A 17382-nucleotide genomic window follows, 5' to 3' on the forward strand; every position below is an offset into this window, starting at 1 on the left:
CTGTACAATGATAAAGGGGCGGCACAAGTCCGCCCCATGCATTTTCTATTGTAACACAAATCGTACTTTGTTCACCGGTTCACAGCTTTTGCTGAAGGTGTCGTCTCTTCTGACGTCACGATTTCATCTTCGAGCCCATCAAACAAGTCTTCGTTTAATGCGAACGTATCCATGAACTGCGCAATCCGCTCATCAGCATCCGGTTTCGCTGCCGCATCTTTGATGTAAGATAGCGGTTCACGCAACAATTGATTGATGATGGATTTCATGTGTTTACCAATGACGGTTTTTTCACGTTTTGACATCTCCGGTAATTTCCGTTCCAAGCTTTGCATTGTCTCTTGTTGAATCCGCAATGCTTGGTCTCGTAATTCCGTGATGATCGGCACGACACCAAGTGTCGTCATCCACCCTTCGAACTCAGCGATTGCCGCTTCGATTCGTTGTTCGATTTTCGCCGCTTCCTTCATCCGTTCCGCCATGTTTTGCTGGACGATCGATGTCAGATCATCGACATCATATAAATGAACGCCTGGCAAGTCACCAACGGTCGGTTCGATGTCGCGCGGTACTGCGATGTCAATCAACAAGAATGGACGATCGTGACGGAACAGCTGTGCTGCTGCGATGTCTTCCCGTTTGATGATGGCACGTTTTGCACCTGTTGAAGAGATGACGATGTCTGCCCGAAGCAAACCGCACTGCATTTCATTAATCGAATGCGCTGATCCTTCGAACCGATTCGCGACCTCTTCTGCTTTGGCGAGCGTCCGGTTAAAGACCGTGATGTCACGAGCTCCTGCTTCATATAAGTTGAGCGTCGTCAATTCGCCAGTTTCTCCCGCACCGATGACGACAATCGATTTATCTTCAAGCGATCCGAGTAACTGTTCGGCAAGCGTGACGGCAGCAGCACTGACAGAAACGGCATTTTCACCGATTCCAGTTTCTGCGTGAGCCCGTTTGGCGAGCGTGACCGCTTCTTTGAAGAGTTTGTTAAAGACCGTTCCTGTCGTTTCAAGCTTCTGTGCCATGAAGAAGCTTGTCTTGACCTGACCAAGGATTTGCGTTTCACCGACGATCATTGAATCAAGACCACTTGTCACGCGGAACAGATGTTTCATCGCATCGAATCCTTCATGGATGAAGAGATACGGCTCGAGCTCTTCCATCGTCAAACCAAACCAGTTTGCAAGGAAACGTTTTGTATAATACCGTCCTGTATGTGGCTGATCCGTCACGACGTACAGTTCCGTCCGGTTACATGTCGAGACGATGACACTTTCAAAGATACTTTTTTCATCGCGCAATGCGACGACCGCTCCCTTCATCTCATGCTCCCCAAATGAGACTTGTTCGCGTATTGATACAGGCGCTGTTTTGTTATTCAAGCCGACCACTACGATATGCATGCGCTCTACCCCTTACGTCCAAAGATTTCGTTCCGATCTATCTTTTCGTTCTCTATCCTACATTATAACCATTATAAAAAAGATTCCAATCAATTTATAAACTAAAATGAGTCGAAGTTGTGAAATCTTCTTCATTTTTTCTCTTCTTCTACCTTATCCCTCTCCCGTAAAAATCACAAACCCTCTGCTCCTAAAAAGAGCAGAGGGTTACACTTTACTTCAACGATTCAGGTGATACCGTCACGTCCGGTACGTCGAGACGTTGCTGACGTAAACGATAAATCCGAGCGATGTTCTGAATGACGACTTTTGAGACCGCATAGGTCGGAACTGCCAAGATGACACCGATGATGCCACCGATTTTCCCGGCAACGAGCAAAACGATGATGATCGTCAAGGGATGGACCTTGAGTGTTTTTCCTTGAACGTAAGGAGAAATCAAGTTCGATTCGATTTGTTGCGCGACGACGATCGTGATGATCGCATAGACCGCTTTGATCGGATCATCAATGAATCCGACAATGACTGCCGGGACGGCGCCGATGTAAGGTCCAAGATACGGGATGATGTTCGTCACCGTACAGAATAAGGCAAGTAATAACGCATATTGAATGTCAGCAATGAAAAAGCCAATCAAGGACATCACACCGACGCAGATTGAGACGATGACCTGTCCGTTGACGTAATGCTTCACTGTCACGTGCATGTCGTGCAGAATTTTACGCGTTTCCGTTTCGTAGCTACGCGGTAACAATTTCACGACGGAGTCAGGGAATTTATACCCGTCAAGCAACATATACACTAAGATGAACGGCACTAAGACGATGATTAAGACCGTCGAAGAGATGACACCGAAAATCGTTCCAACGGACGTCGAGACGGACTTGAAGACGGTACCGACATACGATGTCGCTTCATTCGTCCACTTATCAAATAAATCTGTATTCTCATGTACCCAGGTCGAGATAAAACGATTGTCCATCAGCTGATCGCGTAAATTTAACGTTTGATCACGCAATTCGATGACGAGCGTCGGAATGCTCGTTGCAAAATCGGTCACCTGCTTAACTAAGATCGGTCCGATTGAAGCGACGGCGATCGTCAGGATCGTGATGAAACCAAGTAAAACGATCAACACGGCAAGACCACGTTTCTTGACTCGTTTTTGCAACGCATCTACGATCCCAAGCGTGAAGTAATAGAAAATACCCGCAATAATGAGCGGTGGGAAGATCAATGCCAGCATGACTTTTATCGGCTGGAATAAAAATGAGATCTTTGTACCGACCCAGATGACAAGAAAAATCACTAATACCCAAATTAATGCTTTAAACCATTTGTTTCGTAACAAATCCACCTAGCATATCCTCCTCATACCTATTCGTCAGCCGACTTTTTCCTCGGTGACGTCTTCGAGACGTTGGCGCTCCATCTGTCCCCAGTTTCCTCGACCAGTCAAGAATTGAATCAATCCACCTAGTTTGAAGAAGACTAAAATCGGACGGTACCAGAACGACTCGGTCAAGGACCATAAATACAACCGAATCAATTCTTTGACGTTCTTGAATCGGTGCATCGTCCACTCTTCCAATAATACGGCACCTGCTGATAATAAGGAACCATAGAGTAAAGCGACGACCAATAAGACGATACCAAATTCAAAGTTAAGCGTCCCGACGAGCAGGTTGAGCGGAATGATGAAATATCCGATCAGTTCAACGATAGGTCCGAGTAATTCAATCAAAAAGAAATATAGCATCGAAACGCCACCAACAGAACCATACTTCGGATTACCGATCATGCGCTTATGGGTCCAGAGCGTCTCAGCTAGCCCACGGTGCCAACGTGTCCGTTGTGACCGTAACACTTCCATTGACTCCGGAGCTTGCGTCCAACAGACTGGTGCCGGAACGTACTCGATGCGTTTATCGAGTTTATTTTCCTTCATGTATCGGTGCAAACGAACGACAAGTTCCATATCCTCACCGACAAGTCCTTCCTTATATCCACCTGCCTGGACAACGATGTTCTTTTGGAACAGACCGAACGCACCAGAGACAATCAATAAGATGTTGAAACGGCTAAGTCCAAGGCGACCAAATAAGAATGCTCGGAAATATTCAATCATCTGCATCAAGACGATCCGTTGTTTTGGTGTCCGAATCTCGACGATTTCACCACCTTCAATCGTACAGCCATTGACGAGGAAGATTGAACCGCATGTCGCGACGACCTCTTCGTCGGACTCGACAATCGGTTTCATGACTTTTAATAGGGCATCCCGCTCTAAAATCGAATCCGCGTCAAGCGAGCAGAAATACGGATAACTGGAATGGTCGATACCGGCATTCAAGGCATCCGCCTTTCCACCATTCTCTTTATCGATAACGATCAAACGACTATCGATCCGCGAACGGTAGACTTGTTTGACCGGCTTCGAACCAATTAGAATCCTCGGATAGCGGATTTCCTTCTCCAGCTCATACGATCGGAACAATTCGTCCATCGTTCCGTCCTTTGAACCATCATTGATGACGATGACTTCATGCTCCGGATAGTCAAGTGCTAGCAAAGCTTGGACACTCGAGACGATCGTATATTCCTCATTGTACGCTGGTACAAGGATACTGACCGGCCGTGTATAGAGAGAGCGCATCAGTGGCAAGTAAGAGCTCTCTTTCCGACGGAAGCGTTGCCGTCGCACCATTTGAGCTGAAATCAGGTAAAGCATCGAATAGAACACGATGACGAGTAACATATAAATCAACACTGTCCATGAAAGGACTTCAATAATGGCTTGGATTGTCTCAGACGACATGATGTTTCATCTCCTTTGCCAACCGTTCTGTAGCTTTTTGACGCGCATAGCGGTCGGGGTGTGTACTTGATACCTTCGCCAATTGTTCGATCCCGCCACAAGCAAGCAGCGCATCAAAGGCAGCCGTCCGGACCCACCACGATCGACTACCGACAAACGGTAAGATCGCTGGTATCGCATCGGCTGGAACGACATGTTCTAGGAAACGAAGGGCAAGCATTTGCTCAACCCAACTTGATTCTTCTTCCAAGTAAGGCACATATAACTTCCAGTCCTCCTCAAGCCCGATTCGCGTGAGCGCACGAAGGGCACGTTTTCGGATTTCTGGATTTTCATCTGTCGTCTTGTCACGAACGAGTGCGATATAACGTGTCTCATCGCGATCAAAGATCAACTGAAGGATCGCTAACTTAAAGGACAGTGTCAATTCTTCAAACGCAGCCACCCATTCCTCTAAGTCTTGACTACGACCGACCGCAAGAATCGCACCGAAGAAACTAATCCCATTTTCTTGCTTGGCGATGGCGATCGCATCTTGCGGTGATAGTGAGACGAGGGTCCGAACGATGACATCGCTCTCTTCTTTTTCAATCGTGTTTCCCCAACGCGCATGAATCATCGGTGCGACTGCTACCAAACGGAATTGAGAGACGGCCTCATAAGCGTTCAAGCGACGGTCAATCCGGCGATGCTTCAATTGTCGTTCGTAATAGGCTTGCATATTAGCAGCGACAAAAGCTTGCACTCGTTCGAGATGTGCCGGTGTTGCCGTCAAGTTAGACAGTGCGAAGAGCTCAAGCTCAGCTAAATCCTCGTTTCCTTTTTGAACCGTCGGCATGTCCTGACGTTCACCTGTCGCATAGTCGTAGATGTCATCTCGAAAGACAAGTTGCCAATCGCTACGGGCATGCTCGCGGTTGGCACGTTTTCGTTTTTGAACGACGAGATAGACCAATGCTCCACCTTGTAAGAAAACGAGTACAACGATAAATACTAGAATCGCCTGCATCATCGGCCATCCTCAACTTTTCGGATCCACGCGCGGAATTCTTCGATTTTTAACGGAAGGGTCATAATGTAATCAACACCTCGGTCAATCGCAAGAACATGATCGCGTTCACGGTTGTACATCGAAATCATCATCGATTGGAACGGTGCGACACTCTGATGTTTTGCTCGCAGTAGTAATTCCAGCCCATCTGCTCGTGGTAATGCTGACGTAAACACGAGTAAGTACGGACGGGATGCTACGTACTCGTCAAGGAATGTCTCTGCTCGTTCGAATGTTACGAACCGTTCGAAGCGTTCCGTCAGTTCCCGTTCCATCATCCGACGGATATGCGGATCTTCCGTTACGACGACGACATCCGCGATATGATGGATTTTTTTATAACGCGCTAGCCGGTCAAGGACAAGCTCCCGCGATAGTGTCGCCGGTAGAATTTCTCGCGCATTTTCTAAACCATAGAAAGAAGTCTCTGTATTAAAATACACGACGGGAATTCGTTCCTCGATGACAGGTTCGCTTGCGAGAACGACATCGGCATAAGAAATGTCCGTCCGCACGCACCATCCCTCTTCAATCAATCCGTTGACCGCCTCCGGCATTTGTCCGACTGTGTGCACGAACAAGGTATTCGTCGACGATTGCCGGACGGTTTCTTCCGTCCATTCAATCGTCGAACTGACCTCACGATCTTGACTTGTTGATTCAAACGACTGATTGATTAATTTCCACATCTCTTCACGTCGCATTTAATTTCCTCCCTCAGTGAATGCTTTTTTCATCGTCCGATAGACAGGTTTCAGTTCTTCTCGCTGTTGCGGATTCGTCCACTCTGCCCAGTTGTAGAAACCACGATCTTTTTCAGGGATACGTGTCTCACCGACTTGACCTGTGACTTCGATTCCTTCCGTAATCATCTTCGCTTCTAATCCATCTTTCCAGAAGTCACCGATGATTTCATGTTTACTAGGGTCTCGCATATTCAAGACCATCCATGGAATACGGAGCTCTACGGTTGGTTTCGTGATATCTGAGATATCTGTCAAGATATCGTCTGGTTCTCCTTCATGTAGAACACCCGTGTCCCACTTTACGGCTGGTTTGACGATTTTTTTCGTCACCGGGTCGCGTCTTGCATAATCGAGCATTTGATAAATTGGAACGAACTTACCGCTGTCTTTTTGATCAGACGGTGGTTTTACCATCTCAAACGGCATCTTGAGACCATAGTGATAACGGAAGATATCATAACGAGCATCGACATCGATGCGCGCCTTCTGATCGATCGTCAGGCGATATTCCGCTCCTTCATCAAGCATCAACGGACCGACTTTCGTATTCCCATCGTTTGGTTTCGTCGATAGCGCAAGTGTCGTCGGCTCTGCTTTTTTCCGGTCGATACGCAAATAGAGATAGGCTTCGTCGGATGTCATATATATCGCTTGATCCTTATTTTCAGCGACTGGTGCATACCCTTTCCAATCATCCAATTTCCCGTCAATGACGATATCTGAACGCAGGAAACCAAGCATACCGAAATGTTGTTCGCTCGTCTGGACATTCGACCAACGGGGGCGCGTATTGGCATCATCATAATCCATCGTGTTCCACGTCCGCTTGAACCATTCATCTTGCCAGATGAAGACGAGTCCACCGGCTGTTTTGACGTCTTTAATGTCTTGATAGAGTTGTGCGACGAGTTCGCCTTGTTTCTTCTCACTGACATGCCCTTGATCGAAACCATTTGGTCCGAGGTGCGTCTTCCCGCGAGAACTCGGAATTCCGAATTCTGATACAAGTAGCGGCATATCATGATAATCCTTCATCTTCTTCAAGTAACGGGCATACGATTCAGATCCTTTGTCCGTTTTTTGACTGTACTCTTCCTTGATGAACGAAGGATAGTACGGATAGATGTGGTAAGACGCGAACAAGCCACCCGGGAAATCCTTCGTTGCTTTTAAGTGATTGAAATCAATGGAGACGAGGTCCTGTTCTTCCTCAATCTCTTTTGGGTGTTTCAACGGATCCGTCGTCGGCCAGTTCGTCGAACCGATTGGTCGTGTTGTACCGTACTCTTTGATTTCGTGTGCAGTCGCCGTATCCATCCGACCTGCTAACCACGATTCGAAAGGAGACGCTTCTTTCGTCGTCGTTACGTATTGTCCTTCGAAACGTGTTCCTTTGTTCTTTTTATTTGTTTCAACGACAGCTTCCGGTAACCATTCGATTCCGAAGACGAATGCTGAAACGTATTGCGAGACGTCTGAAGTGTATGTTCCGGAAGCATGACCAACAACTTCTTTAACGACTGCGTTTCCATGAATGACATCAACCATTCGTTTTGCTTCCGTATCTGTCATCTTCATGAACTTTGGATCGAATGCATTTTTTAGTTCCTCGAACGGCTTCTCTTCGACCCACATGCCTTGCATGAGATAAATCGGTTGTTTCGCCTGTTCGTTGTAAGCTTTTAATGCATCGTAAAAAGCAGGAGGGTGCAACGTGTACACACGAATCGTATTGACCCCCATCGCTCCGATTTCCTTCAACCAACGATCATATTCGTTTCGGCTGATGGCATGTTCCCCAGGAAATGCACCTGGTCGACCAAGTCCAATGTTGACACCCTTAACGAAGTACGGCTTCCATTCACCATCTTGATACATCTCAAGTGTGTCCTGTCCTTCACGAGCTCGGGTCCGCAACTCTTGGTTACCGACCTTCGTTTTTGAAAGTGGTTTGACCTTCGCAGTTTGTGTCGAGATCCGTTTCGTATCCTCAAGAATCCGCGTCAGCGTCGGGGCGTAAATCTTCCAGAAGAACGCCGATTCACTTTCCGCACTATCGAGGATGAACTGTTTGCGGAACCAATCGAGACCACTGTATCGATAATAACGTGGGATATCCGCGACGTCCGTATAATCACCAGCAAAATAGTGACCACTTCCTTGCGTGACATACGCTGGAAACTCAAGCGGCAACTGGTATTTTCGAAGCATTGCTTGTGTCTGTTTCGAAGGGTTCCAAGAGAAATGCGCTTGTTGTTTCCCGCCATCTAGTTCAAGAATCTCGAACCAGTAGTTATAACGGACCTCATCTTTTGCATTCCCCTTATTTTGATCCCACTTGTAAAGTAAAGGAGTGTCATCATTGACGAAAAAAGCTTTTTCGGTCGAATCATTAATAAAAACATAACCCGGACCTGATAGTTTGAACTCTTTTTCTTTCGCTTGTGTTTTTAATTGAGCTACGACGTTTTTCTCAAGACCTTGCAGTTTTGTTAAATCTGGGAAAAATCGACCGATCCATCCTGTCCAAGCCGTCCCGAATAATTGTCGAAACGCATTGGACCGCTCGACTGACGTCGGACTTGCTGCTGTATTAAATTCCGCCACGACGGTTTTCCCTTGCGAAATCGCTTCAGTTGCGAGCTCGACGTCTTCTGTCGTCAAGCCACCACGATGTTCTTTTTTCCCGTTGACGTCATATGATTTTCCGTACGTATCCGTAAACAACAGCACATCTGCTTTAGAGGCTTGTCGTAACATTTTTTTACCTTGTGTACCATCATAACGGTTGATGTAGTCCGAATACGTATAATCTTGCCCTTGCGTATTTCGGATCTTTAAGTGATTCAATAACCACGTCGTTCCGGCATGCTCTCGTTCTTCCGTTCCGTTCGTGTAATCAAATAGCGCAATGTTTAATGTCTTTTCCTGCTTCAAGAACCAAATGGCAAATGGTGTCAGAACGAGTAAGACGACGATTGCGAACGTCCATTTATAACGCCTCATATTGGCATAGCCTCCCACTAGAACAATTTGTTCCTATCATTGTAACGTGAATCAAATGATGTTCATATAATGGAAATCAAAAATGTTGTAAGGAAATAATTAGATACTATTTTTAGATTACTTTAAACCCTCATAAAAAAAACGTCCTGCTCTCCTATTGTAGGAGAACAAAACGTTTCATTTTTTACAGAAGACGATAAATCGCTTCCCATGCGGCATCGACGCCTTCTCCTGTCTCAGATGAGAAAGGAATTAAGGTATCTTGACCATCAAATTGCAATTTACGTTTGATTGCCGCGATATGTTTATCACGTTGACTCTTTTTGATTTTATCGAGTTTTGTCGCAACGACGATGACCGGTAGATCGTAATACTTCAAGAAATCGTACATCGTCACGTCATCCGCAGACGGATCATGTCGGATGTCGACGAGCTGTACGACACCTTTGAGGATTTCACGTTGTGTGAAGTACTTCTCCATCATCTTGCCCCACGCTTCACGCTCCGTCTTCGAGACTTTCGCATACCCGTAACCCGGTACATCGACGAACATGACTTCATCATTGATGTTAAAGAAGTTCAAAGTTTGCGTTTTACCTGGTTTCGAAGATGTCCGCGCGAGTGCTTTTCGCTGAACCAGTTTATTGATGAAAGAGGACTTTCCGACATTCGATCGCCCTGCGAGTGCCACTTCTGGCAACAATGGCTCCGGATAATGTTCCGGGTTTACGCCACTCGTAATAAAATCAGCTTTATAAATTTTCATGTTACTCTCCTTTTAATGCATGTTCGAGCACTTGCTCCATCGTCGCGACCGGAATGAATTCCATTCCTGCGCGGACGCTTTCCGGGATATCATCGATGTCCCGCGTATTATCTTGTGGTAGAAGAACGGTCGTCAAGCCCGCACGATGTGCTGCGAGTGACTTTTCCTTTAGTCCACCGATCGGTAAGACCCGTCCACGTAGTGTGATTTCACCTGTCATCCCGACGTCACGGCGAACCGGACGCTTCGTCAAGGCGGAAATCAGTGCTGTTGCCAGTGTGATACCAGCAGATGGACCATCTTTTGGTACAGCACCTTCAGGGACGTGGATGTGGATGTCTTGCGTTTCGTAGAAGTTCGGTTCGATGCCAAGGGACGTCGCATTTGCTCGGACGAAGCTGTACGCAGTCTGAGCCGACTCTTGCATGACGTCACCGAGTTTCCCGGTTAACTGCAGTTTCCCTTTACCCGGAGCAAGACTGACTTCGATCGTCAACGTATCGCCCCCAAAAGCAGTATACGCTAAACCAGTCACTGCGCCAATCATATCTTCTAGCTCGCCTTGACCATAACGATAGATCGGTTTACCTAGGAAATCATCTAGATTACGCTTCGTCACCGTCACCCGCTTCTTCTCACCCATCGCGATTTGTTTTGCTGCTTTCCGGCAAAGTGAGCCGAGGACACGTTCAAGATTACGGACACCGGCTTCTCGTGTATAACGACGAACTACTTCTTCTAGCGCGTCTGCTTTGACCGTCAATTGACTCTTTTTCAGACCGTGTTCAGCAAGTTGCTTCGATAATAGATGACGAACGGCAATTTCCGTCTTCTCTTGTTCCGTATAGCCACCAATCTGAATCAGTTCCATTCGGTCGAGCAACGGTCCTGGGATGTTCGAGACATCATTTGCTGTCGCAATGAAGAGGACATTTGATAAATCGAACGGTTCTTCGATGTAGTGATCGGAGAAGCTGTTGTTTTGTTCCGGATCAAGAACTTCAAGCATCGCGGACGATGGGTCACCACGGAAGTCATTTGACATCTTATCAATCTCATCCAGTAAGAAGACCGGGTTATTCGTTCCTGCTTGTTTTAAACCGCGGATGATTCGACCTGGCATCGCACCGATATACGTCCGGCGATGTCCACGGATCTCCGCTTCATCGCGCACGCCACCAAGTGAGACGCGGACAAACTTCCGCTCGAGCGCTGTTGCGATGGAGCGAGCAAGCGACGTTTTCCCGACCCCCGGAGGACCAGAAAGACAGAGAATCGGACCCCGTAGCGAATCCGTCAATTGACGAACAGCGAGATACTCAAGAATTCGTTCTTTGACCTTTTCTAGACCGTAATGATCCTTTTCGAGCTGTTCCGAAGCTGCTGAAACGTTCAAGAAATCATCGGTTGCTTCGTTCCACGGTAACGAGAAGAACCACTCGAGATAGTTGCGGATGACACCATGTTCCGGACTTGTCGCCGGTACGACAGCTAAACGACTGATTTCCTTCTCGACGTTCGCAACCGTCGTTTCCGGTAAATCAAGCATGGACAGTTGCTCCCGGTATTTCGTCGCATCGCTTTCAACGGATGCCGACTCGCCACCGAGTTCTTGTTGAATCGTCTTCAATTGTTCCCGCAAGTAATACTCGCGTTGCGATTGTTCAATCGTCTTCTTCGTCCGTTCACGCATCTCACGTTCGAGTTCGACGACTTCATATTCATGTTTCATGACGTCAAGCAACATCAATCCCCGTTCGACGGGATCCTGTTGTTCGAGGAACTCCTGTTTCTTCGAGATATCGATCGGTAACTTCGACGTGATATAGTCCGTCAATGAATCGAGGCGTTCGTATGTCTCGAATCGGCGACGTTCATCCGTTCCGATTCCTTTGATCCGAGAGACGAGTTGACCGAACTGTTCTTTAATTAGACGAACGAGCGCTTCTTGTTTCGCCCCTTTGATGTCCATCTTCTCGATTGGTTCGATGACTGCTTGATATCCTTCGTCCGTCTCCTCAACGTTTTCAATCCGGACGCGTTCCTTCCCGATAACACGAACACGAACTGTATCATTCCCAAGTTCACTCATCTTCGCGATTTGAACAAGTGTACCGACCTGATGCAACCCGTCGACAGACGGCTCTGCTTCTGGATCACGTTGCGTGACGACGACGAGATCGATCTCGTGTTCCTTTGATGCAAGTAAGGCTTTTAAGGATACCGGACGCCCGACATCAATCGTCAATCCGATCAACGGATACGCGACGACACCGCGTAACGGTAAAAGTGGATATTGTTTTTTCTTCATTCGAATTCCTCCTAAACAAAAAGACTCGGAAAGGCGTACAAGTAGCCTCCGAGCCGATTTGTCACGGTGTTACGCCGTTTCTTTTTCTTTCCCATGTTCAATTGTACCATCTTTCAACTCAAGCGTTGGACCGCGCTTACCAGTCAACGTTTCTGCTGTAATGATGACTTTCGCGATGTCTTCACGCGATGGAATTTCGAACATGATATCTAGCATAGTTTCTTCGATGATTGAACGAAGACCACGCGCACCTGTTTTACGTTCGATTGCGAGCTTCGCAATCTCAAGAAGTGCATCTTCCGTGAAGTCGAGTTCGACATCATCAAGTTGAAGCATTTTCTTATATTGTTTCACGAGGGCGTTTTTCGGTTTCGTCAAGATTTGAACGAGTGCCTCTTCATCGAGTGGCTCGAGTGTTGCCATGACTGGCAAACGACCGATGAACTCAGGAATCAAACCAAACTTTTGAAGATCTTCTGGCAATGCGGCTGCTAGAATTTCTTTTTGTGTGAGGTTACGGTTCTCTGAATCGTTTCCGAAGCCGATGACTTTTTTACCGAGACGACGTTTGATCGACTGATCGATACCATCGAATGCTCCACCAACGATGAACAAGATGTTCGTCGTATCGATTTGGATGAATTCTTGATGCGGATGTTTGCGTCCACCTTGTGGCGGTACACTTGCAACAGTTCCTTCCAAAATCTTCAGCAAGGCTTGTTGAACACCCTCACCAGAAACATCACGTGTAATTGACGGATTTTCTGATTTACGAGCGATCTTATCGATCTCATCAATGTAGATGATTCCTTTTTCAGCCTTCTCGACATCATAGTCCGCTGCTTGGATGAGTTTCAACAGGATGTTCTCGACGTCTTCACCGACATAACCGGCTTCCGTCAAACTTGTTGCATCTGCAATCGCAAACGGTACGTTTAAGATACGTGCCATCGTTTGGGCAAGAAGTGTCTTACCGCTACCTGTTGGACCGATCATGACGATGTTTGATTTTGAAAGCTCGACATCATCTGCGCGACCACCAGCATTGATTCGTTTGTAGTGATTATACATCGCTACAGATAACGATTTTTTCGCTTTTTCTTGACCAATGACATAATCGTCAAGTGTCGTACGAATTTCATGCGGTTTTGGAACATTCTTCAGCTCGACTTCTTCTTCTGTACCGAGTTCTTCCTCTACGATTTCATTGCAGAGTTCGATACACTCGTCGCAAATGTAAACGCCAGGTCCAGCAACAAGTTTGCGTACTTGTTCTTGTGTCTTTCCACAGAAAGAACATTTTAGCTGACCTTTTTCTTCGTTGAATTTAAACATAAAGGTCCACCCCTTTAACGTGGAAATTGTATGGACGCCTGTAGCATCCCGTCTCACGTTTTACTATTTATGATTGTAGCATGAACAAGGAAAGTCTTTCAAATCCTGGACGAACGATTTACAGTTTGATGTTCTGAACCAAGGATTGTTTGTCCTTGTTTGACCTATCGTACAAAAAAATCGACTCCAAGACCAGAAATTGGGCTTGAAGTCGATCGAAAACCATGAAATGGCTTATTTTGCTTTTGCGTTGTCGACGAGAACATCGATAGCTTTACGGAATTGAAGGTCGCCTTTAAGCGTTTCAAGTCCCCCTTGTGGTGCAAGCATCGTTTCAAGTTGATCTGCAGGGATGTTGTAGAGTTCTGACATTGATTGAAGTTCAGTTTGAGTTTCCTCATCTGTTACTTCGATTTTTTCGTCAGCAACGATTTGCTTAAGGACGAGACGTGCTTTAACGCGCTCTTCCGCTTGCTCTTTCATTTCAGAACGCATTGCCTCTTCTGTCGTTCCAGTCAACTGGAAGTACATGTTGAGATCGATGCCTTGTGATTGAATACGTTGTGTGAACTCTTGAACCATACGCTCGACTTCGTTTTCGACCATGACTTCTGGAAGATCAACTGTCGCGTTTTTCGTAGCCGCTTCGACTAACTCATCGCGCATTGAAGCATCAGCTTCTTGTTTGCGTGTGTTTTCGAGACGCGTACGGATTTTTGTTTTCAACTCGTCGAGTGAAGAAACTTCTTCATCCATCTCTTTTGCGAACTCATCTGTCAATTCAGGGAGTTCTTGCGCTTTGACTTCATGGATTGTTACTTTGAATGTAACTGGTTTTCCAGCGAGTGATGCTTCGTGGTATTCCTCTGGGAATGTCACTTCAAGATCTTTTTGCTCGCCAGTTTTTAAACCGACCATTTGCTCTTCGAATCCAGGAATGAAGTTCCCAGAACCGATGACGAGTGAGTAGTTCTCAGCAGTTCCGCCGTCGAATTGGTTTTCCCCATCGAAACCTGCGAAGTCGAATACGACTGTATCGCCATTCTCGATGACGCCATCTTCTTTAACGACGAGTTCTGCACCGCGTTCTTGCAATGTTTTGAGTTCAGCGTCGACGTCTTCGTCAGTAACGTTCGTTTCAACTGCTGTGTACTCAAGACCTTTGTACTCACCGAGTGTAGCTTCTGGCTCGATGACGAACGTGATTTTGAATTCGACTGGCTTGCCTTTTTCGAGTGTTTCAACGTCGATGTTTTCAAGCGCGATTGGCTCGATTCCTGATTCGACGACTGCACCTTCGATTGTGTCCTTATAAAGGATATCGAGTGCATCTTGGTACAGTGCTTCTTCACCGTACATTTTGTTGAACATTGCGCGTGGCATTTTTCCTTTACGGAAACCTGGTGTGTTCAAAGTCTTAACGACTTTCTTGAACGCTTGGTCTACCGCTTTATCAAATGCTTCAGCAGGCGCTTCATACGTGAGGACGCCGAGGCTACCTGATTGTTTTTCCCATTTTGCAGTCATGCTGAGTCCCTCCAAAATTGTCAATTAGCGTACATGTGTGTACAACAAGTCACATTATAGCACAATCGTTCTGACGATTACCACTGTTGAACGAATCGTTTCCAGATGTCTCAATCGAAGTAAATCTGCTCGAATGCGATGACTTCCGGATAGAGGATATGCACCCCCTGATATAATCGCTTCGCTAGCGGACTCAAGTCACGTTCCGGCTCTTCTTTTTCAAACGACAGACCGGCTAGTTCTTCGCATGCGAGAAGCCACTTCTCCATATCCGACCCGATTGCTTCTCGTTCTTCAAGATGAATCAACTGGTCCGAACGTAAGACGAGCAAGGCTCGAAAAGGATCCATTTTTTCTAATGTATGCATCGATGCGAGTAACGCTTGTTGTTCCTGTTGATGCGCAATCAGCACTTCTTCTAAATCTTGACGCGTCGAAATCGTCCAGTGTACATCTAAATGTGGCACATAAATGTCTGCCGGATAGGACAGATGCTCAATCACACTTCCTAATAACTGATCGATGACGAGTAGGCTTTGATGTTCTGTATCCTGAGCACGAAGATACTTGTGTGTGATGTAGTCAAAGAGCGCAGGTGTCCGCTCGAATTCAGCACCAGCCAAATGGCGCATTTGTTCGACCCAGCTTCCATGTTGCAACACATGCATCAACGCCGTTCCGGAAGTTACAGTACTCTGAGTAACATTGTTTTTTTGAACCGGTGTCGTCTTTTGTTCTCGCACCGTCATCCGCTGTTTGATCTCGTCTAACCGAAGCGCAAGTCCATACGGCAGATACGGTGACGCCGAGCGTAGAGCGAGCTTCATTGGATACCGTTCTCCGAGTTCATAAAGAAAGAGTGCGAGCACTTGCTCCACACCCTCGACTTCAAGAAAACGTTCTGCTACAGTTTCGTATCGTTCACGGTCATGCAGTAATAGCGGTTGAATGACATAGAGTCGGTATAATACGTCTTCTCCTGTCAATTGGTCAGTCTCTAATTCCTTGACCAGCCGTTCCTGTTCAGATGCGGGCAAACGGAGGATGCGCACTCGTTCCGCTTCTAATTCGTGTTCCATCCAGCGGGATGTCCCCATTTTCCGACACTCCTTTTAATTCACTGTTCAGTTTGTGAATGGATCAAGCAATGATGTCCAGTTCGTGATCGCCTCTTGTAATTTCCCTGCTTGTTCGATGCCAAGACGATTTAATGTATCGAGAGAGACGTCTGTTTCAAGAAGTCGTGTGATATCTTCTGATTGATTCACGAACTGCTCGAGCTTTGCACTTAAATTTTGTAACTCTTGCGGTGGATTTTCAAGTCCCGCCAATCGTTGGTCGATTTGGTCCAGCTCTTGATTGAACTGATCAATCGTTCCGTTTTCCTTTAACTTTTCGACTTGTTGGTCGAGCGCTTGCTCCGGATTCGTGGATTCGCGTGCTTTCGCAGCCGCTTCATTCAAAGAAGAAGATAAGTCGGACGTGACTTGTGCCGTATCTTTCGCAATCCCTTGAAGTTCTCCAGCATAATCGACACTATTTTTCACATCGTTGACCTGTTGTTTTGCATCATCAACTGTATTTGAAATCTCACTACACCCTACAAGAAACGTACTGAGTAACAGGACTGTACCAACTTTCTTCCACATCGCTTTCATCCCTTTCGAGTTCATGATACCTTAATTATAAACGAAAATTGAAATAAAAAAAAGAGACCGCCCTCGTAAGGACAGTCTCTATTTTAATTATAGCGTCCCAAGAGGGATTCGAACCCCCGACCGACGGCTTAGAAGGCCGTTGCTCTATCCTGCTGAGCTATTGGGACGTGTCAACACGAATAAACTATACTAGAACAATTCTTTCGTGTCAATCACATTACAAAGATTGCATTTATTTTATTACAAAAATGTTCCGTCGAGGTGAAGTGCATTGACGCGATCCCCGTTCATGTCAAGAAAATCGACAGAATAGCGGTCTTGTTCTACTTCAAGAATCGCATACGTCTTGTCTGGGCGATGGCGTGGCATCCGAATCGATCCTGGATTGATGAATAACACACCATCCCGATACTCCGCCTTCGCAACATGAGAATGACCATACAAAACGATATCAGCTTGCTTTTCGTTCGCATGATGTTGCAAGACATCTAGGCTATATTTGACGTCCTGACGATGTCCGTGGACACAGAGGACCTTATGCTCGTCCATTTCCGACGTGACTTCTTCCGGGAAATCGTGTCCATAATCACAGTTCCCCCGTACAACACGATATGGATATAACGATTCAATGTCGCGCGTCAATTGAGAGTCTCCACAATGAAAAGCCAAATCCACGTCCTGATGCCGTTCGAATATCGTAAGCAGTTCTTGGTCTAGTCCATGGCTATCACTAACGATCAACGCTCTCATTT

The 17382-nt window shown here is 46.4% G+C and carries 13 protein-coding genes and 1 tRNA gene; all 14 read right to left on the reverse strand.

Annotation, left to right across the window (positions count from 1 at the left end):
* Positions 1–71: 71 nt before the first annotated feature.
* Complete coding sequence (hemA, locus tag B3S86_RS09520) at positions 72–1412, reverse strand: glutamyl-tRNA reductase (RefSeq protein WP_035406423.1); 1341 nt, start codon at positions 1410–1412, stop codon at positions 72–74.
* Positions 1413–1626: 214 nt separating this feature from the next.
* Entirely contained in the window at positions 1627–2769 is a 1143-nt protein-coding gene (locus B3S86_RS09525; RefSeq protein WP_290751867.1) for an AI-2E family transporter, read from the reverse strand.
* 27 nt (positions 2770–2796) lie between these two features.
* Positions 2797–4230, reverse strand: coding sequence for a glycosyltransferase family 2 protein (locus B3S86_RS09530; RefSeq protein ID WP_056062594.1), 1434 nt, complete (start codon positions 4228–4230; stop codon positions 2797–2799).
* Positions 4220–5242, reverse strand: a complete 1023-nt coding sequence (locus tag B3S86_RS09535) for a HEAT repeat domain-containing protein (protein ID WP_290751871.1) — start codon at positions 5240–5242, stop codon at positions 4220–4222. The genes B3S86_RS09530 and B3S86_RS09535 overlap by 11 nt, the downstream gene beginning before the upstream one ends.
* Positions 5239–5985 (reverse strand): response regulator, encoded by a 747-nt coding sequence (locus tag B3S86_RS09540; protein WP_035406415.1) that lies wholly within the window; start codon positions 5983–5985, stop codon positions 5239–5241. Before B3S86_RS09540 ends, B3S86_RS09535 begins: the two co-directional genes overlap by 4 nt.
* Positions 5986–9033 carry a hypothetical protein gene (locus B3S86_RS09545; RefSeq protein ID WP_290751876.1) on the reverse strand — a complete coding sequence of 1016 codons (3048 nt, stop codon included), beginning with the start codon at positions 9031–9033 and terminating at the stop codon, positions 5986–5988. It abuts the gene before it with no gap.
* 184 nt (positions 9034–9217) lie between these two features.
* Positions 9218–9799 (reverse strand): ribosome biogenesis GTP-binding protein YihA/YsxC, encoded by a 582-nt coding sequence (gene yihA / locus B3S86_RS09550; protein ID WP_023468975.1) that lies wholly within the window; start codon positions 9797–9799, stop codon positions 9218–9220.
* Position 9800: 1 nt separating this feature from the next.
* Positions 9801–12110, reverse strand: a complete 2310-nt coding sequence (gene lon, locus B3S86_RS09555; RefSeq protein WP_035406409.1) for an endopeptidase La — start codon at positions 12108–12110, stop codon at positions 9801–9803.
* Positions 12111–12179: 69 nt separating this feature from the next.
* Positions 12180–13445, reverse strand: coding sequence for an ATP-dependent protease ATP-binding subunit ClpX (gene clpX / locus B3S86_RS09560; protein WP_023468977.1), 1266 nt, complete (start codon positions 13443–13445; stop codon positions 12180–12182).
* Between the two features lie 234 nt (positions 13446–13679).
* Positions 13680–14972, reverse strand: a complete 1293-nt coding sequence (gene tig / locus B3S86_RS09565) for a trigger factor (RefSeq protein ID WP_023468978.1) — start codon at positions 14970–14972, stop codon at positions 13680–13682.
* 110 nt (positions 14973–15082) lie between these two features.
* Positions 15083–16069, reverse strand: a complete 987-nt coding sequence (locus tag B3S86_RS09570; RefSeq protein WP_056062604.1) for a hypothetical protein — start codon at positions 16067–16069, stop codon at positions 15083–15085.
* Between the two features lie 27 nt (positions 16070–16096).
* Positions 16097–16621: a hypothetical protein gene (locus tag B3S86_RS09575; protein ID WP_231496831.1), complete on the reverse strand. Its 525-nt coding sequence runs from the start codon at positions 16619–16621 to the stop codon at positions 16097–16099.
* A gap of 102 nt (positions 16622–16723) precedes the next feature.
* Positions 16724–16797, reverse strand: a tRNA-Arg gene (locus B3S86_RS09580).
* Between the two features lie 73 nt (positions 16798–16870).
* Positions 16871–17380: a metallophosphoesterase family protein gene (locus B3S86_RS09585; RefSeq protein WP_290751885.1), complete on the reverse strand. Its 510-nt coding sequence runs from the start codon at positions 17378–17380 to the stop codon at positions 16871–16873.
* Positions 17381–17382 lie beyond the last annotated feature (2 nt).

The sequence above is a fragment of the Exiguobacterium sp. UBA3968 genome (assembly GCF_002385115.1).
In the GTDB taxonomy this organism is placed as follows: Bacteria; Bacillota; Bacilli; order Exiguobacteriales; family Exiguobacteriaceae; genus Exiguobacterium_A.